This window comes from Embleya sp. AB8 (assembly GCF_049739465.1).
In the GTDB taxonomy this organism is placed as follows: domain Bacteria; phylum Actinomycetota; class Actinomycetes; order Streptomycetales; family Streptomycetaceae; genus Embleya.
Window position 1 is genome coordinate 232945 of the sequence record NZ_JBMHHY010000007.1, and the last position, 19854, is coordinate 252798.

At 70.4% G+C, this 19854-nt stretch carries 20 protein-coding genes and 1 pseudogene; 10 read left to right on the forward strand and 11 right to left on the reverse strand.

Going from position 1 to position 19854, the window contains the following annotated elements; all coding sequences use genetic code 11:
* Nucleotides 1–55 precede the first annotated feature (55 nt).
* Entirely contained in the window at nt 56–1423 is a 1368-nt protein-coding gene (locus ABIA38_RS12540; RefSeq protein ID WP_424638631.1) for a glutamine synthetase family protein, read from the reverse strand.
* An 82-nt stretch (nt 1424–1505) separates the two neighbouring features.
* Here ABIA38_RS12540 and ABIA38_RS12545 point away from each other — a divergent pair, with 82 nt between their 5' ends.
* From ABIA38_RS12545 to ABIA38_RS12555, 3 genes are all read left to right on the forward strand, one after another.
* Nucleotides 1506–2249: a FadR/GntR family transcriptional regulator gene (locus ABIA38_RS12545; RefSeq protein WP_424638632.1), complete on the forward strand. Its 744-nt coding sequence runs from the start codon at nt 1506–1508 to the stop codon at nt 2247–2249.
* Nucleotides 2250–2492: 243 nt separating this feature from the next.
* Nucleotides 2493–3947 carry an ethanolamine permease gene (gene eat / locus ABIA38_RS12550; protein ID WP_424638731.1) on the forward strand — a complete coding sequence of 485 codons (1455 nt, stop codon included), beginning with the start codon at nt 2493–2495 and terminating at the stop codon, nt 3945–3947.
* Nucleotides 3948–3994: 47 nt separating this feature from the next.
* Nucleotides 3995–4702 (forward strand): gamma-glutamyl-gamma-aminobutyrate hydrolase family protein, encoded by a 708-nt coding sequence (locus tag ABIA38_RS12555; RefSeq protein WP_424638633.1) that lies wholly within the window; start codon nt 3995–3997, stop codon nt 4700–4702.
* A 102-nt stretch (nt 4703–4804) separates the two neighbouring features.
* On the opposite strand, the gene ABIA38_RS12560 is transcribed toward ABIA38_RS12555, so the two are convergent.
* The 8 genes and pseudogenes from ABIA38_RS12560 to ABIA38_RS12595 form a co-directional block, all read right to left on the reverse strand.
* The gene (locus ABIA38_RS12560; RefSeq protein ID WP_424638634.1) at nt 4805–5620 is read right to left on the reverse strand and encodes a hypothetical protein; all 816 of its coding nucleotides are present in this window, start codon (nt 5618–5620) and stop codon (nt 4805–4807) included.
* A gap of 58 nt (nt 5621–5678) precedes the next feature.
* Nucleotides 5679–6695 carry a hypothetical protein gene (locus ABIA38_RS12565; RefSeq protein ID WP_424638635.1) on the reverse strand — a complete coding sequence of 339 codons (1017 nt, stop codon included), beginning with the start codon at nt 6693–6695 and terminating at the stop codon, nt 5679–5681.
* Nucleotides 6688–6879 (reverse strand): hypothetical protein, encoded by a 192-nt coding sequence (locus ABIA38_RS12570; RefSeq protein WP_355541728.1) that lies wholly within the window; start codon nt 6877–6879, stop codon nt 6688–6690. Before ABIA38_RS12570 ends, ABIA38_RS12565 begins: the two co-directional genes overlap by 8 nt.
* A 237-nt stretch (nt 6880–7116) precedes the next feature.
* Nucleotides 7117–7634: pseudogene (locus ABIA38_RS12575) on the reverse strand (ABC transporter substrate-binding protein); the annotation flags it as partial.
* 175 nt (nt 7635–7809) lie between these two features.
* Nucleotides 7810–8319, reverse strand: coding sequence for an NUDIX domain-containing protein (locus ABIA38_RS12580; RefSeq protein ID WP_424638636.1), 510 nt, complete (start codon nt 8317–8319; stop codon nt 7810–7812).
* Between the two features lie 276 nt (nt 8320–8595).
* Nucleotides 8596–8790 carry a DUF397 domain-containing protein gene (locus ABIA38_RS12585; RefSeq protein WP_424638637.1) on the reverse strand — a complete coding sequence of 65 codons (195 nt, stop codon included), beginning with the start codon at nt 8788–8790 and terminating at the stop codon, nt 8596–8598.
* 200 nt (nt 8791–8990) lie between these two features.
* The gene (locus tag ABIA38_RS12590) at nt 8991–9188 is read right to left on the reverse strand and encodes a DUF397 domain-containing protein (RefSeq protein ID WP_424638638.1); all 198 of its coding nucleotides are present in this window, start codon (nt 9186–9188) and stop codon (nt 8991–8993) included.
* Entirely contained in the window at nt 9185–10102 is a 918-nt protein-coding gene (locus ABIA38_RS12595) for a helix-turn-helix domain-containing protein (protein WP_424638639.1), read from the reverse strand. The genes ABIA38_RS12590 and ABIA38_RS12595 overlap by 4 nt, the downstream gene beginning before the upstream one ends.
* 130 nt (nt 10103–10232) lie before the next feature.
* Here ABIA38_RS12595 and ABIA38_RS12600 point away from each other — a divergent pair, with 130 nt between their 5' ends.
* The 5 genes from ABIA38_RS12600 to ABIA38_RS12620 all read left to right on the forward strand — a co-directional run bounded on the left by ABIA38_RS12600 (nt 10233) and on the right by ABIA38_RS12620 (nt 14192).
* The gene (locus tag ABIA38_RS12600; protein ID WP_424638640.1) at nt 10233–10523 is read left to right on the forward strand and encodes a hypothetical protein; all 291 of its coding nucleotides are present in this window, start codon (nt 10233–10235) and stop codon (nt 10521–10523) included.
* Nucleotides 10520–10735, forward strand: coding sequence for a hypothetical protein (locus ABIA38_RS12605; RefSeq protein ID WP_424638641.1), 216 nt, complete (start codon nt 10520–10522; stop codon nt 10733–10735). The genes ABIA38_RS12600 and ABIA38_RS12605 overlap by 4 nt, the downstream gene beginning before the upstream one ends.
* Before the next feature lie 212 nt (nt 10736–10947).
* Nucleotides 10948–11244 (forward strand): hypothetical protein, encoded by a 297-nt coding sequence (locus ABIA38_RS12610; protein WP_424638642.1) that lies wholly within the window; start codon nt 10948–10950, stop codon nt 11242–11244.
* Nucleotides 11245–11591: 347 nt separating this feature from the next.
* Nucleotides 11592–12716: a protein-L-isoaspartate O-methyltransferase family protein gene (locus ABIA38_RS12615; protein ID WP_424638643.1), complete on the forward strand. Its 1125-nt coding sequence runs from the start codon at nt 11592–11594 to the stop codon at nt 12714–12716.
* Nucleotides 12717–12914: 198 nt separating this feature from the next.
* A complete protein-coding gene (locus ABIA38_RS12620; protein WP_424638644.1) occupies nt 12915–14192 on the forward strand; it encodes a S41 family peptidase in 1278 nt (425 codons plus the stop codon).
* Between the two features lie 78 nt (nt 14193–14270).
* Here the strand turns inward: ABIA38_RS12620 and ABIA38_RS12625 are convergent, their stop codons facing one another.
* Both ABIA38_RS12625 and ABIA38_RS12630 read right to left on the reverse strand, forming a co-directional pair.
* Nucleotides 14271–14741, reverse strand: coding sequence for a cupin domain-containing protein (locus ABIA38_RS12625; RefSeq protein WP_424638645.1), 471 nt, complete (start codon nt 14739–14741; stop codon nt 14271–14273).
* 133 nt (nt 14742–14874) lie between these two features.
* Complete coding sequence (locus tag ABIA38_RS12630; RefSeq protein WP_424638732.1) at nt 14875–15267, reverse strand: DUF2267 domain-containing protein; 393 nt, start codon at nt 15265–15267, stop codon at nt 14875–14877.
* Nucleotides 15268–16321: 1054 nt separating this feature from the next.
* Here ABIA38_RS12630 and ABIA38_RS12635 point away from each other — a divergent pair.
* Entirely contained in the window at nt 16322–17758 is a 1437-nt protein-coding gene (locus tag ABIA38_RS12635; protein ID WP_424638646.1) for a hypothetical protein, read from the forward strand.
* 38 nt (nt 17759–17796) lie between these two features.
* Complete coding sequence (locus ABIA38_RS12640) at nt 17797–19803, forward strand: phosphocholine-specific phospholipase C (RefSeq protein WP_424638647.1); 2007 nt, start codon at nt 17797–17799, stop codon at nt 19801–19803.
* Nucleotides 19804–19854 lie beyond the last annotated feature (51 nt).

A 19854-nucleotide genomic window follows, 5' to 3' on the forward strand; every position in this document is an offset into this window, starting at 1 on the left:
CGTGCTGCTCGTGCTGTTCGGCCTGCTCATGCTGCTCGGACAACGTGCTGATTCCTCACATGCGCTCGAAGGAGCGGAACCGCTCCCAGTCGGTGACTGCCGTGTCGTAAGCGTCCTGTTCGACCCGCGCCATGTGCAGGTAGTGGTCGACCACTTCCGCACCGAACGCGTCCCGGGCGATCGCCGAGCCCGCCCACAACTCGGCGGCGTCGCGCAGCGTGGCCGGGACGTGCGGCGCATCGCCCGTGTAGGCGTTTCCGGTACAGGCCTCGCCCGGTTCGAGTTCGTGTTCGATCCCGTACAGTCCGGCCGCGATCATCCCGGCCACCGCGAGGTAGGGGTTCACATCGCCGCCGGGAAGGCGGTTCTCGAACCGATGCGAGGGGCCGTGTCCGATCACGCGCAGCGCACAGGTCCGGTTGTCCGGGCCCCACGCGACCGCCGTCGGCGCGAACGAGCCGGGCCGGAAACGTTTGTACGAGTTGATGTTGGGCGCGTAGAGCAGGGTGAACTCGCGCATCGCGGCCAGTTGTCCGGCCAGGAAGTGCCGCATCGTCTCGGACATCCCGTACCGGCCGTCCGGGTCGGCCAGCACCGGCCGCCCGTCCGGGTCGCGCAGCGAGAGGTGGATGTGGCACGAGTTGCCCTCGCGCTCGTCGTACTTGGCCATGAAGGTGAGCGACATGCCCTCCTGGGCGGCGATCTCCTTGGCCCCGGTCTTGTAGACGCTGTGCTGGTCGCACGTGGTCAGCGCGTCGTCGTAGCGGAAGGCGATCTCGTGCTGGCCGAGGTTGCATTCGCCCTTGGCCGACTCGACCGTCATGCCGGCCGCGCCCATCTCGTTGCGGATCCGGCGCAGCAGCGGTTCGACCCGGCCGGTGCCCAGGATCGAGTAGTCGACGTTGTACTGGTTGGCCGGGGTCAGCCCGCGGTAGGCGCGGTCCCAGCCGGCCTCGTAGGTGTCCTTGAACACGATGAACTCGAGTTCGGTACCCGCGTACGCGGTCCAACCGCGTTCGGCGAGCCGGTCGAGTTGGCGGCGCAGGATCTGTCGCGGCGAGGCCACGACCGGCGAGCCGTCGTGCCACAGGAGGTCCGCGGTCAGCTGCGCGGTGCCGGGATGCCATGGGGTGCGGCGCAGTGTGTCGAGGTCCGGGCGCAGCACGAAGTCCCCGTAGCCGCGCTCCCACGAGGACATCGCGTAGCCGGCGACGGTGTTCATGTCGGTGTCCACGGCGAGCAGGTAGTTGCAGCCCTCGGTGCCGTGGGCGAGCGTGTCGTCGAGGAAGAAGCGGGCGGCGAAGCGTTTGCCCTGGAGCCTGCCCTGCATGTCGGTGAAGGCCAGGACTACCGTGTCGATCTCCCCGGTGTCGACGAGTGCGCGCAGCTCGTCGACGGACAGCGGGGGCGTTCGGTCTGCCAAGGGAATGCCTCCTGTCGGTCCAACCGGAAGCCATAAGGTATGGCCACGAACCATTGATTGGGAAGAGCCGGAGGGGCGAATCGTGGACGAGGGAGCCGAGCCGGAGTCCGGGGACCGGTTGTCGCCGCTGCTGCGCCCGGTCCGCGCGGGCAACGGCTTCGAGGAGGCACTGGAACAGATCCTCCAGGTGATCCGCCTGGGGCTGGTGTCGGACGGCGGTCGACTGCCGGCCGAGCGCGATCTGGCGGACCGACTCGGGGTCAGCCGGGTGACCCTGCGCGAGGTGCTCAAGGTACTCCAGGACCAGGGCATCGTGGAGAGCCGACGGGGCCGCTACGGCGGTACGTTCGTCCGGGAACGCCCCGATCCGGCCTCGGCCGGCTCGGCGGCCGAGCTGCGCCGCCGGATCACGAAGGTGGACGTCGAGGACACGCTGCGGTTTCGCGAGGTGCTGGAGGTGGGCGCGGCCGGGTTGTGCGCGGCGCAGGGCCTGGACCGCGCGCAGGCCGAGCGGTTGCGCGCGGCGCTGGCCCGGACCGGCGACGCCGCACCCGCGGAGTATCGCCGCCGGGACACGCTGTTCCATCTGACGCTGGCCGGGTTGTCCGGCTCGCCGTCGCTGGCCGCGCAGTACGCGGCGGTCCGGGCCACCGTCAACGACCTGCTCGACTGCATCCCGCTCCTGGTCCGCAATCTGGAGCATTCGCAACATCAGCACACCGCACTGGTGGAGGCGATCCTGGACGGCGACCCGGACGCCGCGGCCGAGGTGATGCGCGAGCACTGCGCAGGAACCGCCGCACTGCTGCGCGGATTTCTGGCCTGATCGCACGCCTGGTCGGGCGCCTGGTCGGGCGCCTGGTCGCAGGCCCGGCGGACGCCTGGTCGCACCCGTGGACGGACGCCCGGTCGGACGCCCGACCGGGTCCCGGGGTGGGGCTGCGCTCCCCGGCGGCCGGCACCAATTCCCTCCCGGGCCTTGCGCTGCCCCGAGCCGAAGGGCAAAGGTATGCGATCAAACCAATAATCCTCCCCTCCCTCCCGTCAGGAGCGGCTCGTGGTCGACGACATCCAAGCGCGCACGAAGCAGGGCACCGACGCCGCGTCCGCCGCCGGTGCGGAGGCGTACCTGGAGAAGCGCACGCTGCGCCGGGGCAGCGCGGGTTGGCTGCTGCTGACCGGTCTGGGCGTGGCCTACGTCGTCTCGGGCGACTTCTCCGGCTGGAACTTCGGGCTGGCCGAGGCCGGTTTCGGCGGTCTGGCGATCGCCGCCGCGCTGATGGGCCTGATGTACACGTGCATGGTGTTCTCGCTCGCCGAACTGGCCTCGATCCTGCCCGCCGCGGGCGGCGGTTACGGCTTCGCCCGGCGCGCCCTGGGCACCTGGGGCGGCTTTTTGACCGGTACCGCGATCCTGATCGAATACGTGCTCGCACCCGCCGCGATCGTGATCTTCATCGGCGACTACGTGGAATCGCTGAACCTGTTCGGCCTGCACTCGTCCTGGCCGGTCTACCTGGCCTGTTTCGTCGTCTTCATCGGGATCCATCTGTGCGGCGTCGGCGAGGCGTTGCGGTTCAGCTTCGTGGTCACCGGGATCGCGGTCGCCGCGCTGCTGATCTTCGCGGTGGGCGCGTTCACCGAGTTCGACGGCGGCGGGTTGAACGACATCCCGGTGGACCACTCCGCGTTCGGTTCGAGTTCCTGGCTGCCGTTCGGCATCCTCGGTATCTGGTCGGCGTTCCCGTTCGGGATGTGGTTCTTCCTGGGCGTGGAGGGTGTGCCGCTGGCCGCCGAGGAGACCCGGGATCCGGCGCGTACGCTGCCCAGGGCGATGGGCCTGTCCATCGGCGTGTTGCTGCTCCTGGCGGTGCTCACCTTCCTGGCCGCGACCGGCGCGCATGGTTCGAGCGCGGTGCGGGACGCGGGCAACCCGCTGGTCACCGCGCTCCAGGGGGACGGTGCGCCGACCCCGCTGAGCCGGTTCGTGAACTACGCGGGTCTGGCCGGACTGGTCGCCTCGTTCTTCTCGCTGATCTACGCCGGATCGCGCCAGCTGTTCGCCCTGTCCCGGGCCGGCTACCTGCCCCGCTTCCTGTCCCTGACCAGCCGGCGCAAGGCCCCCTACCTCGGCCTGCTCGTTCCCGGCACGCTGGGCTTCGGGTTGGCCGCGTGGAGCGGGGACGGCGCCCGGATGCTCAACATCGCGGTGTTCGGCGCGACCATCTCGTACGCGCTGATGTCGCTGTCGCACCTCGTGCTGCGCCGCCGCGAGCCCGACCTGCCCCGGCCGTACCGCACCCCCGGCGGCAGCGCGACCTCGTCGGTGGCCTTCGTGCTTGCCTGCTCGGCGCTGGCCGCGACATTCCTGGTGGACAAGCAGGCCGCGTTCATCGCGCTGGGCGTCTACGCCGTGGCGCTGGCCTACTTCGCGCTGTACAGCCGGCATCACCTGGTCGCCAACGCGCCCGAGGAGGAGTTCGCCGCCCTGGCCGCGGCCGAGGCCGAACTCGACCGATCCTGAACAATCCCGCCAACCGACGCCAACTCCGAGAAACCGAGCGGCACTTCATGACCAAGCCACTGATCGGGATCAGTACCTACCACGAGGAATCCGCACGCTGGGGACCATGGCAGCGACCCGCCGTCCTGCTTCCCCTCGACTACCCCACCTACCTCCAACGCGCGGGCGGATTGGCGGTGTTGTTGTCGCCGGACGTACCGGAGGCCGCCGCCGAGACGGTCGCGCGGGTGGACGCGGTGGTGATCGCGGGCGGTCCGGACGTGGCTGCCGCGCGCTACGGCGCCGAGCCGCATCCCCGGACCGGGCCGCCGAACGATCCTCGGGATGTCTGGGAGAGCGCCCTGATCGAGGCCGCGCTGGCCGCGAACACCCCGCTCCTGGCCATCTGTCGGGGCATGCAGCTGCTCAACGTGGTCCTGGGCGGCACGCTGATCCAGCATCTCCCGGACGTGGTCGGACACGAGGGGCACAGCGGACCGCCGGGGGAATTGGCCGCGCACGTGGTCGAGCCGATCCCCGGGACCCGGCTCGGCGCGCTGGGCGTCGAGCCGTACGACGTGCCGACCTACCACCACCAGGCGGTGGATCGGCTCGGTCGCGGGTTGGTGGTGAGCGCACGGGCCCGGGACGGGATCATCGAGGCGGTGGAGTTGCCGGGCGAGCCGTTCGTGGTCGGCGTCCAGTGGCACCCGGAGTCCGGGCTCGACCTGCGGGTTGCCCGGGCGCTGGTCGCGGCGGCGGGTGGGCGGGGGTGAACGCGGTGGCGTGCGGCGGCTGTCACCCACGTGAGTGATGGTCACCCACACGGGTAATCATGGTCCGCGTCGGGGCGCAGCGGCCGGCCGCCCGGCGCGGCCTCACAGGCCCTTGGCCCGCTGGCCGGGGTCGAGCGACATGGTCGCCTCGATCAGCGCCTCCAGGTCCGGATCCGGCCACGGACGCGCGTCCACCAGGCGCGCGCGGTATCGGCCGGTGGCGATGTCCTCGAGGATGTCCGCGGCGGTCACCGGACCGCCGATCGCCCGGTGGGTCGCGGGGGCCCGACCGGTCCAGGCCGCCCGGAAGGACGCGCCGAGGCTGTACACCTCGGCGGCGTCGGTCAGTTCGACGTGGTCCCCGGGCCCGGTGTCCAACAGGCGCCGGGCGATCTCGGGGGCCGTGGTCAGGTCCATCCCGCCCCGGTAGGGCACCGGCAGCGGGAGCAGGTCCGGATGGTGGGTGAGGTCGTGGTCGATGAACTCGACCTCACCGCCGGGCGTGACCAGGATGTTCATCGGCTGGATGTCGCCGTGATGCCAGCCGGCCGTATGCAGTCGGCCGAGCGCCTCGAACGCCCGGCGGGCCAGCGCGGGCAGATGGTGGGCGAGTTCGGGGCCGGTCCGGCGGGCGGATTCGCACCAGCGCCACAGGGTCACCCCCGGGCGCCATTCGACGGCGGTCCACAGGCCGACGGCGGTGTGTCCGTGGGTGCCCGCCACCGGGTACAGGCCCTGCCGGCGCAACAGGGTGAGTACACGCGCCTCGTGGTGCAGCGGGATGGCGTCCGCCGGCCGGGTGGCGGTCTTGATCCGCCATTGCCCCACGCGCCAGGCGTTGGTGTGGTGCGAGGTCAGCGGGCGCGGACGTTCGTCGACGCCCAGGGCGTCGAGGGCGGCGGCGAGCAGCGGATCCATTCCCCGATCTTCGCAGGGAACCTCCGCCGTGTGGACCGCGCGGTGGGGGGCCGCGGGTTCACCGGTCGCCGGGCGTGGGCACCGTACCGCTCCCGCCGTGCGCCGGCGTGTGCCGGGAGGCGCCGGTCGGGCCGCTGCGGCCGTGCCGCAGGGTGTGTGCGATCCGGGCCGAGATGGGCAGCCCGGTAGCGCTCTCGATCCAGCCGAACTCGCCGACGCAGTTGGTTTCCAGGTAGGTCCAACCGGCCTCGGTGACCACGAAGTCCAGGGCGGCGTAGGTCAGTCCGAGATCGCGGACGTGCTCGACGCAGGCCCGGACCAGCTCGGCCGGCGGCTCGATCACCCGGTGCTCGCACGCGGCGGCCGGGAGCGCGCGCCAGTCGAGCGCGTCGGGCGTGCTGATCGCGGCGGCGAACACGTGGTCGTCGACGACGGTCACCCGCGCGTCGAACAGGCGGTCCTCGACCAGGGCCTGTAGGTAGTGCACGGTGCCGGCGATCCCGGACAGATCGTCGGAGAGGCGGATGCGCGTGGTGGGGATGAACGTGGTGTGCCGCTGGGTCAACGCCTTGACCACCACCTTGTCGTGGTGCGCGGCGATGAACGCGCGCGCCGCGCCCGGATCGCTGGTGAACAACGTGTCGGGCACGGTGAACCCGCGGCGCGCGGCGGCGCGCAGCTGGGTGGGCTTGTGCCGGGACGCCTCGACGATCGTGGGATCGTCGACCCACACCTTGAGCGGCTGCGCACGCAACAGGCCGAGCAGCGCGGTGGTGTTCTCGTCCGCCCGCCAGCGCTCCTCGCCCGAGCCGAGCGTGTCGGGCCGGGTGGGCTTGCGCCAGTAGACCGCGCAGTGCTCGTCCAGCACCACGGTCGCCTTCCCCGAGGTCAGCGCGGTACGCCAGCACCCGTCGGCGAAGTGGCCGGTGATCGACGGGCGTTCGCGCAGCCGACCCGGGTCCAGGCGCAGTACGGCGGTGGGGCCGCCGAGGAGGTGGGCCACCACCAGGTCGGCGGTCAGGTCCTCCTCGGTGGCCACGATCACGACGCTCGAATCGTGATCGGTATCAGTCATCCTTCTTGTATCCGCGGGGTTCCTGCGTACCCGTGTACGTGCCCGAGTCGACGGCGTGGATCAGCAGCGTCCCGCCCGGGGTGACGTTGACGCACAGATCGGGGTCGTAGTGGTGTCGGGGCAAAGCGGGAGCGCCCCGAGTGGGAACGGGAGCCCTGCGGCCGAGGATCAAGGGACCGGGCATGGCCTCTCCTGACTATGGGTGTCCGACGGACCCGAAACGGTGCGTCATGTTCATCAACGCTCGGATGGGCCGGATCAGTTGCACTCAACGCCAAAGATGTCCGAAGCAACGAGCACTAGGTGGTGGCGGGGCAGGCCGCTCCGGCGCTCGCGCCGGCTTCGGCCGCGAGGGCCCACCCGACCCGCCGGGCACCACGTTCGTTCGGACAGATCCGGACGAACATACCTCCGTGGCCGCTCAGCCGGCGGGCAAGACCCGGAAACGATCGGGTGCCACCGGATCTCGATCCCGATCGCGATCGCGATCGACGACCTGGACCGGCGGCCAGGCCCATTGCCAAACGCTGATACCCGGCGCGCGGGAGAACCGGATCTGCCCGCGGGTGCCTTCGACGGCGACGTGCGGCTGGAATTCGGCGGTGCGCGCCCGGCCCGCGCCGTGCGAACACAGCACATCGGCGAGCACAACGACCGTGTCATAGCCCTCGAAGGCGACGAAGGAGGGCGCCTGGTCCAGCCGTTCGCGAAGGACCGTCTCGACTCGGACACCGAGCGGCCGAGGCGCTCGGGCAGGTAGCGCAGGAACGGGATCGCGGCGCCGTCGTCGCCTGGCAAGGTCGCCCATTCGGCGAACTCCGGTTGCCCGCCCGGAGCACCGATCATGACGTCGGCGAGGCGCCGGTCCCGGCGAACGGCCTTGACAATCGGCGCCGCCGGCTCCGGGTGCCCGACCAGAAGCAGGAGGGCGGCGGCGTGGGCCTGGGCGGCGTCTTCGACCAGGGCCGGGCCGGCGCGCGAGCGGGAGCAGGTCGTGCCTGGCGGCGGTGATGTCCGCCTCGTCCAGGGTTGCGTGGGCGAGCGGGATGGGAGGGGTCATGTCGGTGGTCCTTCCCGTGTCGGCGCCGGCGGGCACGGGAAACCCGGTGCGCGGTCAGTTGTGATGTGTCGCGGGATCCGATCCGTGGTGCAGGTAGGCGGTGGTGCCGCAGGTCAGCGCGTTCGCGCAGGCGCGCAGGCGGCGGGCCATGTGAGGGGCCATCAGGACGTCCCACTCGGCCGGTTCGGCGAGGTGCCAGGCCACGAGTTCACCGGCCGCGAGGTGGACGCGAGCCTCGGCGTCGGCTCGGGTGAGGATTCCGCCGTCGAACAGGTAGTTCGCCGGCGCGGGCCGTCCGTCGGGTTGTGGGGGGACCCAGTCGACGACGAGCAGTCGGCCGGGGGCCAGGTCGAGGCCGAGTTCCTCCTTGATCTCGCGGTGGGCGGTGTCCCAGGGGTATTCGCCGGCGTCCATGGCGCCGCCGGGGATCTCCCACCGGCCGTCGCCGTAGGACGGTTCGACGAGCAGGATTCGCCCGTCTTCGTCGTGGAGGATCGCACCGGCGCCGCCGATGTGCTTGGGCAGGGTGGCGTAGTACTCGGCGGGGGAAAGGGGATGACTCATGCCGCGTGAGGTTAGTGGCGCGCCGCCGTGGGTTCGCGGCGGCACGGGCGCTTGCGACCGGGGTGTGACAAACACCCGTTCACGCAACGGGTTCCGGTCGTCGGCGAACAGCCGCTCCAGCCGGGCGCGCGGGATCGCCCTGTCCCGGTCGCGAACGATCCTGCGGCGCTCCGGCCTTCGGCACGGGTCGCCGGTCGGCCAGTCCTGGCGGCGGGCATACGCGGTGAACGAGGTCAGCGCGGACAGGCGCTTGTTCCACGTGGATGTGCCGGGCCGTCAGGCTCGCTTGAGCGTACGCACGAGAGAAGCCCAGGCGGTGGGGTCGATCGACAGGTGGCCGACGCTCGGGTCCTTGGAGTCGCGGACGGGGACCACGCCGAGGCCGTCCCGGATTTCCACGCAGTCACCGGTGTTCCCGCTGTACGTGCTCTTGCGCCACCCGGTGTTGGACTGCTCGGTGATTGCACTCATGTTCGGTTCTCCAGAAGATCGCGGAGGTAGGTCACAGTGTCGGACGGCAACAAGGCGGCCGTCTTGGCGAGATCGTACCGACGTTCCACTTCGGCGACGCGCTCGAAGGTCTCGATCCGAACCCGCGAGCGGACCGCGGAACGCCCCGCCGCCCGAGAAGGAGTGGAGTGGGTGACGGGGCGTTGGGATGTGCCGGGCCGTCAGGCTCGCTTGAGCGTGCTCACGAGAGAAGCCCAGGCGGTGGGGTCGATCGACAGGTTCCCGATGCTGGGGTCCTTCGAGTCGCGGACGGGGACCATACCCAAGCCATCTACGACTTCCACGCACGAGCCACCATCGGTGTTGCTGTGACTCGACTTCCGCCACGTTGCGGCGCTCAGATCTGGGGACGTCTTCATGGTCCGTACTCCTTCATCGCTGCCGTGATCATGCTCGCCGACTCACCTGGGGAGAGGGCCCAAGCGCTTAGGCGATCGTAAGACCTTTGGCGCTCTCTTACGGTCTCAGGGTCTTCGATCATTTGACCGGAGTTGCTGCCTTCGAGCCATGCCCCGACTTTGCCGTCAGGCAACGTCAGCAGCGTGAGGGAGCCGCCGAGTACGGGATGCTCCCCACGTTCGAACGGGTAGACGCGCACGGTGACGCGCGGCGAGTCTACGAGGGGCAGCAACTTCTCGAACTGAGCGTACGTAACGTCGTGTCCGCCGATCGGACGGCGCAAAACGGCCTCGTCGAGAACCACGGAATACATGGGTGGATCGTCCTCGGTCAGGATGACTTGGCGAGCGATGCGAAGGGATGCCTTCTCCTCGATCTCGTCGTCACTGGCATCCGGAAGACCGGTACGCAGCAGCGCGCGTGCGTAGTCGAGGGTCTGAAGCAGCCCAGGCACCACGGCGGCGGCGTATTCGGAGATCCGGACCGCCTGCGTCTCGAACTCCATGATCTGGCGGTACCGGCCCGGGTGTACGTCGTGCTGGATCATCAGGTACATCGTCGCGAACATCTCCACCGTGCCGAACAAGTCATCCAACTTGCGTGGCAGGTCCGGGGGGATGGCCCGTTGCGCCGTCTCGAAACGCGACAACGCGCTTGTGTCGTAACCGAGATGAGTCGCACATACGGCAAGCGACATCCCTGCCCGCTCCCGATGGACCCGCATGGCTTCCCCGTACTCGGCGCGGGCCCCCTCACCGGGATCCTTGGGGCGCGGACGGAATCGCACAGTCATTCCCCCTTTGGTTGCCACCATTTCGAGACAACGGTGGATGGTTTCCGACCATACCGAGTACGCGTAATCATCGCTGTACACACCGTCATGTTCATCCGGACGAGAGGTGCAACGGCATGAACGACAGGCTTTGGTATGCCCGTTCGGCGGGGTGACGGTCGCCTATCCCGAACGTGAGCCCCTGATACCCGTCTTCACCCCAGGACATGAGATGACCGAGAAACCCTGGATTGAAAACCCGTTCGAGATCTCGGGTCGGGTCCGGCACTCCGACGCACGGCGACCCCGGCGCGGCCGGGTCGAGTCGATCGACGAGAACGACGTGGATCCCGAGCACGGACCGATGATTCGCGTCCGACAACCGCAAGGGCAGTGGTACTTGGCACACGCGGACGAGCTGCGCCACGGCTGGGAGGACACCGCCCGCGAGCAGCGGCCCGCCGATCCGTGGCGCGTGCGCTTCGTCGAAGACCTCGGCGCCCCGGGGAGGTTCGGCACGTGAGCGAGGAGCCGCCGCTCATCCCCGCTTGGAAGGTACGCCCGTTCGAGATCGGCGACGCGGTGAAGGGCGTGGATACGTGGCGTCCCCGGCGTGGCCTCGTTCAGCGGATCGGTCTCAAGAGAGGGCCGGACACCGGTCCGTTGATCACGGTGCAGATGCGGTCCGGCCGGACCTACCAGGCGTATGCGCGCGATCTCGTCTACGAGCGCTAGGAGTTCCGGGGCGCTCCTCAGTCGGCACGACGCGATCAGCCGGGAACTGCTGATCGCTCGGGTACTCGACGCCATCCGCGAGCGCCGCGACCCCGTGCGCCGAGAGTTGAAGAAACGACTTCGGGAGAGGTGGAGCTTTGGTTGAGCTGAAGATCGGAACCGAGGTTGCCCACCGCACCCGGTCGGAGTGGCCCGCGTGTCCGCCGGGTGTGGTGACGGACGTATTCACGTCCCCGCTGCGTTACGAGGTAACCCCTCACAGCGGGCGTGGCCCCTGGTTGGCGTTCCCGCGCGACGTGGCCGTGATGGAGCCGGACACCACCCCGGTACCCGTGTTCGCGGTCGGCGACCGAGTACGCCGGTCGGCGGGCTATCGCACCGCGCTCGGCCGGGTCGTCGCCGTCGACACGTCGGACGTGAACGAGCAAGGGCCGGTGATCACCGTCGAGACCAACACCCGGGCCTACCGGGCCCGCGCGGGATTCCTCGTCGCGGCCGACGCGGACTGACCCGGAAGGTACGGAAGTGGCGTACGTCGACCACGGCCGACCACGGCCGACCTGGTCCACGTGACCGGGCGCAGCTCCGACGAACGCGCCCGATCGGAACCGCGGTTCGTTGAGTTCGGCACCCGGCCGACACACACTCCCTCTCCTATCCGAGGACAGGGCGCACAGAGCACGCAAGAAGAACCTCCGTCGTCAACCGACGACGACGGCAAAGGCAACTCGTCCAAGGAGAAAACCATGGCAGACCACAAGGGCCCTCCCATTCCGCTGAAGCCCGTCCCGCTCCCCGAGCCCCACCCGGACGGCACGCAACCGCCCACCAAACCCGGCCACGGAAAGCCGACCAAGTGATCAGGCGCGAGAAGTTCGTCCCCGATCGCTTCTGGCCCCACGACAGCGAGACCGGACGGTACGGGCCGGTGGCGGACAAGCGGACCGACCCCGACCGTTGGCACGAGTTCGTCAACTCCGACACGGCGATCGTCACGCAGTGGGACGACGGGAAGCACTACGGAGACGATCCGGGGAAGTTGGCCACGTCATCGGTCTCCATGCCCTCGATCGTCCACGGCATGATCGAAGCGTTGGACGTCCGTCCGGGTCTGACGGTGCTGGAAATCGGCACGGGTTCCGGGTACACCGCCGGACGCCTGGGCGAACTCGTCACCGAGACGGGACGCGTCGTCAGCCTCGAAGTCGACGCGGCGCTGTCGAAGACCGCGCGCGACAACCTCGATCGAGCCGACGTCCGCAACGTCATCGTCGTCAACGCGGACGGGTTCAAGGGATGGTGGGACAGAGCCCCGTACGAGCGGGTGCATGTCACCTGCGGCATCCGGGAGATCCCGTACGCGTGGGTCGAGCAGTGCACGCCCGGCGCGGTGATGGTCGTGCCCTGGGGAACGGATTTCACCCCGCACGACTGGTTGTTGCGGCTCGTCGTGGACGACGACGACACGGCGAGCGGACGGTTCGGCAATGGCGTGTCGTTCATGAAGCTGCGGAGTCAGCAGCTCCACATCGACACCGAGGCATACACACCGGACGGCTGGAGGGAGCACGCACGCGAAGCCGAATCAGACATCGCAACGGCCGACGTACGCGAGATCACCGGCGGCAGCGCGGCGTTCGCGATGGGCCTACGGGTGCCCGACGTGGTCATGGGCGCGGGCGACGTGGACGGTGTCCTGACCGTCTGGCTCTACTCGACGTCGGACAGGTCCGTCGCGGGAGCCGCGTTCGGTGAGGGCACGACGTCGACTGTGGTGCAGTCCGGCGACCGGTCCCTGTGGGACGAGGTGCTGGCGGCCCGAACATGGTGGATCGACGCCGGTCGTCCCGACCCGGACCGCTTCGGGCTCACCGTGTCGCCGAAAGGCCAACGGGCGTGGCTCGAAGAGCCGGGGGCGTGGGTGCGCGAGCCCTTCCGGAGGTTGTCGGGGGCCGGGCGTGATTCGCAACTCAGCGGTTGAGGATGCAACTTTTGATGCTGGTGGGGACCCTGAGGCGCGTGACAACGTTTTGGCATGTCGATCAATCGCCGACAACTCACCGGTATCTCTGTTGGACTCGCGCTCGGGGCGGCCGGGCGGGCGGGGGCCGCCACGTCCGCGCCGGCGGGGGCGAACGCCCCTTCCCGGCCGCCGAGTTCGCTCGATGGGGTGTGGGAGATGGATGGCTATGCCACCGTGTTGCGCATCGAGGGTGACACGTTGGACACCTACCATCGCACCCGGGCCAACTGTGTGCGGCAGCCCTATCCCGCCGCGCGGCTGAATGGGCCGGATGCGGCGGGGGTGACGCGATACGGCAGTGCGCTGGGGACCTTCGTGCTCACGCCCGGGCCGACTCGGGAACGGGCCGTGTTGCGGGTCGAAGGGTCGGTCGGGGTGCGGGGGTTGCGGCGGCGACGGCAGTTGCCGCGCGCGGCTCGGGTACCGACGCCGGGAGACGCGCTGACCACGTTCGACATCTTCTGGGACACGTTCGCCGAGAACTACCCATTCTTCGCGGCCAAGGGTATCGACTGGCGCGACGAGCGGAGCTACTACCGACCACAGGTGCATGTGAAGACCACGGACGACGCGTTGTTCGCACTTCTCGAGGAGATGATCAGGCCGCTGCACGACGCGCATACGAAGCTGCGGTGGGGGGAGCACGAGTACACCGGGAGTCGGCCGGGGACCCGGGATCCGGACGAGAAGTTCGAGGCCGGGACGCGGCGATTCGTGGACACCCGGGACTTGAAACGGCCGCCGACGTCGTTGGCCAATGACCGGATCTCGTATGCGGATCTGCCCGGCGGGCTCGGTTATCTGCGGGTTTCCGGGTTCAGTGGCTATACCCCGACGCGGACGGACTTCGCGCAGGAGTCCGCGGCGCTCGATCAGGCATTGAGGTCGGTGTTCACGGCGGCGAATACCGGTGTGGGCGGTGCATGGCGTGGGTTGATCGTGGATATTCGGGTCAACCACGGGGGGAAGGACGCGCTCGGCCTTCAGTTGGCGTCGTGGTTGACGTGCACCTCGTACCTCGCCTACACCAAGCAGGCTCGGAACGATCCGAACGAGCCGACGCGGTACACCGATCCGCAGCCCATCGACGTGGTGCCGGCCGATGGGCCGGTGTACACCGGGCCGGTCGCGCTGCTCACGAGCGGGGCGAGCCGCAGTGCGGCGGAGACGTTCGCCCAGGCGTTGGTGGCCCGTCCGCGGACCACTCGGATCGGCGAGAACACGCAGGGGATCTTCTCGGATGTGATGGGTTGTCAACTACCGGATGGGCTGATCTTCGGTCTGCCGAACGAGATCTATCTGACTGCGGCGAACACCACCTTCGACGGGGCCGGCATCCCGCCGGACATACGGATGCCGGTGTTCACCCGCGAGGAGTTCCACCGGGGACGGGACTCGGCGTTCGACGAAGCGGTTCGGCTGCTCGGTCGCTGAGGCGCCGAGGATCCGAGCCTGACCGACCGGCGGGTGGCCGGCCCCGCCGGTCGGTCGGGTTGACCGCGGATCTCGGCGCTACTTGGCGGGGTGGAAGTCGTACGGGAGTTCGTCGTACACGTAGTAGACGCAGTCGGCGCCGGGGGCGCACTGGCCCCAGTGCACGGCCTTGCCCGGGTAGTCGAGGAAGTCGCCGGCGCCGACGCGGTAGCGCTTGTGGCCCTCGACGTTCCACAGGACGGTGCCGGAGACGCCGACCACGTGTTCCGGGCTGGTGTGCCAGTGCGGGGCGAAGCGGGTGCCCGCCTTGAGGGTGAACATCGCCTCGGAGGGGCCGGTCTTGGGGTCACCGGTCAGCTGTACGAACGTGCAGCCGGCCAGGCCCTCGCACGGTGAACCGACGCCCGGGCGGTGATGGTGGTAGACGACCTTGTCGTGGCCGGCGGCGGCGGTGGTCTCCGTCGCGGCCGACGCGACCCCGCCCAGCGCTATGACCGGGGCCAGGGCCGCCGGCAGGGCCCATCTCCAGCGACGTCGTGTTCGTGGCATTTCGACTCCCGTACCTACTCGAAGCTCGAAGGCCCGAACAGCTATTCGAACCACGGTCCGTTTAGCTTAGCGGACTGTGGTCCGGTTGTCTTTCGGGGGCGCCCGGCTTCTCTTTCGGGGGCGCCCGGCTTCTTCAGCGTCGAGGGTGCCCGAAGAGCAGGTCGTAGCCCGGCGGCAGTTGCAGGAGTACGCGGTTCATCAGGTCCTCGTCGATCGCGTCGGCCACGACGCTGAGCACCGCGCCGACGTCCCACTTGGCCGTCTCGTCGGTGGCCCCTTCGATCCAGGCGCCGGTGGCCCGCACGAAGCGGTCGGCGCTGAGTGGCTCGTGGGCCGGGAGCGGGTTGAGCAGGACCAGGGCGCAGGTCTCGGGCAGGCGGGCGGCCAGTTCCGCACGTTCGCCGCCGACCAGGTGGGCGCCGAGGAGGGCGAGGACGACCCGGGTGGCTCGTTCCGCCTCCTCGGGCGAGCCGTACTCGCCCCGTTCCCGGACCGCCGCGAGGAAGGATTCCCATCGCATCGGCATTTCCATCGGACCTTCTTCTCTTGTGTCGCGCTGCTTGGACCCGGCGGCGCGGGTCGATGAGCAGGTGGGTGGGAGGCTCACCCGTCGGATTCCCGTCGCGTTGCGTGTGGAGCTGGATGCGCTCCGGGTCCCCCGGGTGGAACGCGGCGGTGCCCATGTGCACCTTTGGCCACTCCTGTTTGATCTTCTTTGCTTTTTATCGTTTTCGGCGCATATGGGAGGACTCCATCTATTTAACTCTCCGACCGGGCGTTGACAAGGAACCGCGCGGGCCGCGAAGCGGGGTCGGTGCTGGGTGGCGGCCGGGGGCGAGGTGGCGGCGCGTCGAACCGGTGTCGGGGAAGGGACCGACCGGGCGTTGACCAGGAACCGCGCCGGCAGCGCAGCGACGGTGTCGGAAGGCGGGGCGAGGCGGGTCGGGGCGGGGTCGGCGGAGGGGTGGCGGCCCGGGAACGAGCGGCGGCTGTCGGACGGGCGTCGGGGAAGGCGCCGTCCGGGTCGACGGATCCACGCCGGCGGCGGGTGGCGGACGGTGGCGAGCCGCAGCCGGTGAGCCGCAGTCGGTGGGTCGCGGCCGGGGCGAGGTGACGGGGGCGAGGTGGTGCGGGTCGAACAGACATCGGAGGAAACACCGACCGGGTCACCGAGACCCTGCCGGCGGCGCGTGGCGCCCACGGCGCGTGGCGGGCGCTCGTCGGTGGGTGACGGTCGGGGGTCGAGGCGGCGAGGGTCGAACGGGTGTCGGGGAATCGGGTGGCCGGGTTGCCGGCGTGGCGGGTCTTCCCGTGAAGCTCGTCTCGTGGTGTGGGCCTGTTCATGCGCCGGCCATCGGCCGCCGGCCTACTGGGCCGAACCGTTCGGCCAACTCGACTTCTGCATGGAGTACTTCGTTCGACCCGGCCCGGTCCGCCGGTGCGCTGCCGGTGCGCCGTCGGTACCGACCGCCCCCCTGGGACGTGTCTCAGCAGCCGCGAAGCGCGCGGGCCGCCTCCGGATGCGCCGTACGACCCCGCACCACCTCCGCACCTCCCCGTTCCGGAAAGGAATCGACGCCATGTCAGGTAGCTCGCTCGCCCTCCTGCGTCCCACCACGCCGAAGGAGGGTGATCAGCTGACCTTCCGCTTCGCCGCCGACGCGCCGCACGCGAAGAACTGGGTGGGGGTGTACGACGGCGCACGCCGGCCGGGCAGCGGGGGGTCGTTGGTCTGGAAGTACGTCACCACCGCCGAGGGCGAGGTGACGTTGGAGACGCAGGGGCTGACCGATGGCCCCTACACCGCCTACCTGTTGGCCAAGGACGGCTACGACATCCTGGCCCAGACGCCGCCGTTCGGGTTCGCGGCCCGCCCCGCGCCGCCGCGGCCGAGGTTCGCCGTGGACACCGTCACCACGTCGGCGGTCGCGCCCGGGGAGGCGGCGGTGGTGCGGCTGGCCGGCCTGTGGACCGCCGCGACCGGGCAACAGTCCGGGCAGGGCGTCACGTTCCGGGCCCGGGGCGGGGACGCCTGGCTGAGTGTGGGGGGCGACGGCACGGTCACCGCCAAGGTGCCGCGCGGCGGGGCGCATCGGCCGGGCGTACTGACCGTGGAGGGGCGCGACGGGCCCACCGGCGCGGTGTCGGAGCTGACCGTGCAGGTGCCGGTGCGGCGCGACGCGCGCGGCGTCGCGTTGAAGGTGGCCACACTGGACGCCTGGGACGCGGGCCGGCATGTGGACGGCGCGGTGACCAAACTGATCCGAGTCGCGCTCACCCAGGGCCTTGACGTACTCGCGCTCCAGGACACCGGCGGCACGCTGGGCACGGCGCTTGCGGGCGCGCTGGGGTGGGCGGTGTACGAGGACCCGGCCGGGCTCGCGCTGCTGAGTCGGCATCCGCTCACCGACCCGCGCGCGGCGAGCGCCGAGTTGCCCGCGGTCGCGGCCACCGTACGGGCCCCCGGGGTGCGGCCGGTACGGGTGTGGACCACGCGCCTGGACGAGGGCGACTACGGGCCCAACGGGATCCGCCGAGGGCGTACGCCGGCGCAGGCCGAGGCGGCCGAGTGGGCGAGCGTGCGCTACCGGCAGGCCCAGGCACTGGTCGCGGCGATGGCCCCGGACCTGCGCGCGGCCCGGGACCTGCCGGTGCTGCTGGCCGGCGCCCTGGCCTCGCCGTCGCATCTGGACTGGACCGCGCGTACCGCCGGGGCGCACGGGACGACCGGCCCGGTCCGCTGGCCGGTCACCCAACTCCTGGACCAGGCCCGGCTGATCGACGTCTTCCGCGGCGCGCACCGGGATCCGGCCCGCGAACCGGGCAACACCTGGTCGCCGGTGGACCCGTCCCAGCCACAGGACCGGATCGACGCGCTGCACGCGGCCGGACCGCTGGCCGTCGAGGAGGCGCACACCCTGGTCACCGGCTGGCCCCAGCCGATCCCGGGCACCGCCGCGAACGGCTGGCCCAGCGATCACGCCGCCGCCGTCGCCACCTTCACCCTCCGCGCCTGACTCCCCGTCACCTCCCCCTCCCGAAAGGTCGGTTCGCCATGACCGAGTTCAGTCGCCGCTCCTTCGTGGGCGCCTCCGCGGCCGTCGGCGCGGCCGGCGCGGTGGGCCTCACCGCGGCCCCCGCCCAGGCGGATCCGGAGCCGGCCGCGGACGCCGCCCGCCGGCCGGCCCCCGGCAGCATCAGGGACGTTCGACACGTGGTGATCCTGATGCAGGAAAACCGCAGCTTCGACCACTACTTCGGCACCCTCGCCGGAGTGCGCGGCTTCGCCGACCGGCAGGCGCTGGTGCTGCCGGGCGGCGACGACGTACTGCGCCAGCCGCACCCGGGTCGCACCGACGGCGGCTATCTGCTGCCGTACCGGATGGACTCCACCAAGTACAACGCGCAGAACGCGGGCGGCCTCCCGCACGACTGGAGTACCGGACACACCGCGATCAACAACGGCGCGCTGAACCGGTGGGTGGCCGCCAAGGGCGAGCGCTCGATGGGCTACTTCACCCGCGAGGACATCCCGTACCAGTACGCCCTCGCCGACGCGTTCACCGTCTGCGACGCCTACTTCACCTCGCTCAACGGCCCGACCGACCCCAACCGGCTCTACCTGTGGTCGGGTACGGCGGGCCCGGGGCGGGACGGCACCACCGGCCCGTGGATCGACAACACGCCGGTCACCGACAACCCGGTGGCCGACTGGACCACCTACGCCGAGCGGCTGTCGGCGGCCGGGGTGAGCTGGCGGGTGTACCACAACCCGAGCAAGGACGAGCGCTACGGCGACTACGACGACAACGGGCTGTCGTACTTCAAGCAGTTCCACAACTTCCCCAAGGACGACCCGCGTTACCTCAACGCGATGACCAAGTGGGACCTGAGCGCGTTCGACGCGCACTGCAAGGACGGCACGCTGCCCACGGTTTCGTGGCTGGTCGCGCCCTACCTGTTCAGCGAACACCCGGACGCCGGGCCGAACTACGGTGCGCACTGGGTGAATACGGCGCTGCAGTCGATGTTCGCCAATCCGCAGGTGTGGCAGCACACCGCGTTCCTGCTGATGTACGACGAAAACGACGGCTACTTCGACCACGTGGTGCCGCCGATGCCCGAACCGGGCACGCCCGAGGAGTTCGTCGGCGGGCGGCCGATCGGGCTCGGCTCGCGCGTCCCGCTGTGGATCGTCTCCCCCTGGTCGCGCGGCGGTCAGGTCAACTCCCAGGTGGCGGACCATACTTCGGTACTGCGCTTCCTGGAGACGGTCACGGGGGTGGCCGAACCCAACATCTCGGCGTGGCGGCGGGCGGTCTGCGGGGATCTCATATCCTGCTTCGACTTCACCCGGCCGGACTTCAGCATCCCGACCTTGCCCGACACCAATCCGCTGATCGCCAAGGCGGACGCGGCCAAGGCGCTGCCGGGCGTCAAACTGCCCGCGCCCGGCGCCCAGCAGGTGCCGGCGCAGGAGGCCGGATATCGCCCGCACCGACCGCTGCCGTATCGCCCGTGGGCCGACGTCACGGTGGACCGGGGCACCGGCAAGGTGACCTGCACGCTCGCCAACGAGGGCACGGTGGCGTATCACTTCACCGTGTTCCCGAACATCGTGCACCCGTTCGCAGGCACCCCGTTCACGGTCGCGGCGGGGCACAGCGCGAGTTACGTGTGGGACGCGGCGGCCACCGACGGCGCCTACGACTTCAGCGTGCACGGCGCGGACGGCTTCGTCCGGCGCTTCGCGGGCGTCGTGGTCCGCGACCCGCAACGCGACATCGCCGTCCCCTCGGTCCGAGCCACCCTGCGCGGACACCGCCCCGACGCCGCGCGGGTCGACCTGCGCCTGAGCAACGACGGCGACACGGACGTACGCTTCACCCTCGCCCCGAACGACTTCGGCGGCACCCCCCGCGACGTGTGGGTGGGCGCCCGCGACCGACAGACGGTGGACTGGCCGACCGACCGCTACGGCCGCTACGACTTCACCGTGGCCGCCCCGAACACCTTCCGCCGCCGCTACGCCGGCACCGTCCACCCGACCAAGCCCAACTGACCCACCGGACACGCCCCGACCCCACCACCGCCCGGGTGGGGCCGGGCGTGC

What these genes read in the sequence shown, in the direction of transcription:
- ABIA38_RS12555 (WP_424638633.1), top strand. Translation starts at nt 3,995, where the DNA reads ATGACCAAGCCACTGATCGGGATCAGTACCTACCACGAGGAATCCGCA.
- ABIA38_RS12560 (WP_424638634.1), bottom strand. Translation starts at nt 5,620, where the DNA reads ATGGATCCGCTGCTCGCCGCCGCCCTCGACGCCCTGGGCGTCGACGAA.
- ABIA38_RS12565 (WP_424638635.1), bottom strand. Translation starts at nt 6,695, where the DNA reads ATGACTGATACCGATCACGATTCGAGCGTCGTGATCGTGGCCACCGAG.
- ABIA38_RS12570 (WP_355541728.1), bottom strand. Translation starts at nt 6,879, where the DNA reads ATGCCCGGTCCCTTGATCCTCGGCCGCAGGGCTCCCGTTCCCACTCGG.
- ABIA38_RS12580 (WP_424638636.1), bottom strand. Translation starts at nt 8,319, where the DNA reads ATGAGTCATCCCCTTTCCCCCGCCGAGTACTACGCCACCCTGCCCAAG.
- ABIA38_RS12585 (WP_424638637.1), bottom strand. Translation starts at nt 8,790, where the DNA reads ATGAGTGCAATCACCGAGCAGTCCAACACCGGGTGGCGCAAGAGCACG.
- ABIA38_RS12590 (WP_424638638.1), bottom strand. Translation starts at nt 9,188, where the DNA reads ATGAAGACGTCCCCAGATCTGAGCGCCGCAACGTGGCGGAAGTCGAGT.
- ABIA38_RS12600 (WP_424638640.1), top strand. Translation starts at nt 10,233, where the DNA reads ATGACCGAGAAACCCTGGATTGAAAACCCGTTCGAGATCTCGGGTCGG.
- ABIA38_RS12620 (WP_424638644.1), top strand. Translation starts at nt 12,915, where the DNA reads ATGGATGGCTATGCCACCGTGTTGCGCATCGAGGGTGACACGTTGGAC.
- ABIA38_RS12625 (WP_424638645.1), bottom strand. Translation starts at nt 14,741, where the DNA reads ATGCCACGAACACGACGTCGCTGGAGATGGGCCCTGCCGGCGGCCCTG.
- ABIA38_RS12630 (WP_424638732.1), bottom strand. Translation starts at nt 15,267, where the DNA reads ATGCCGATGCGATGGGAATCCTTCCTCGCGGCGGTCCGGGAACGGGGC.
- ABIA38_RS12635 (WP_424638646.1), top strand. Translation starts at nt 16,322, where the DNA reads ATGTCAGGTAGCTCGCTCGCCCTCCTGCGTCCCACCACGCCGAAGGAG.
- ABIA38_RS12640 (WP_424638647.1), top strand. Translation starts at nt 17,797, where the DNA reads ATGACCGAGTTCAGTCGCCGCTCCTTCGTGGGCGCCTCCGCGGCCGTC.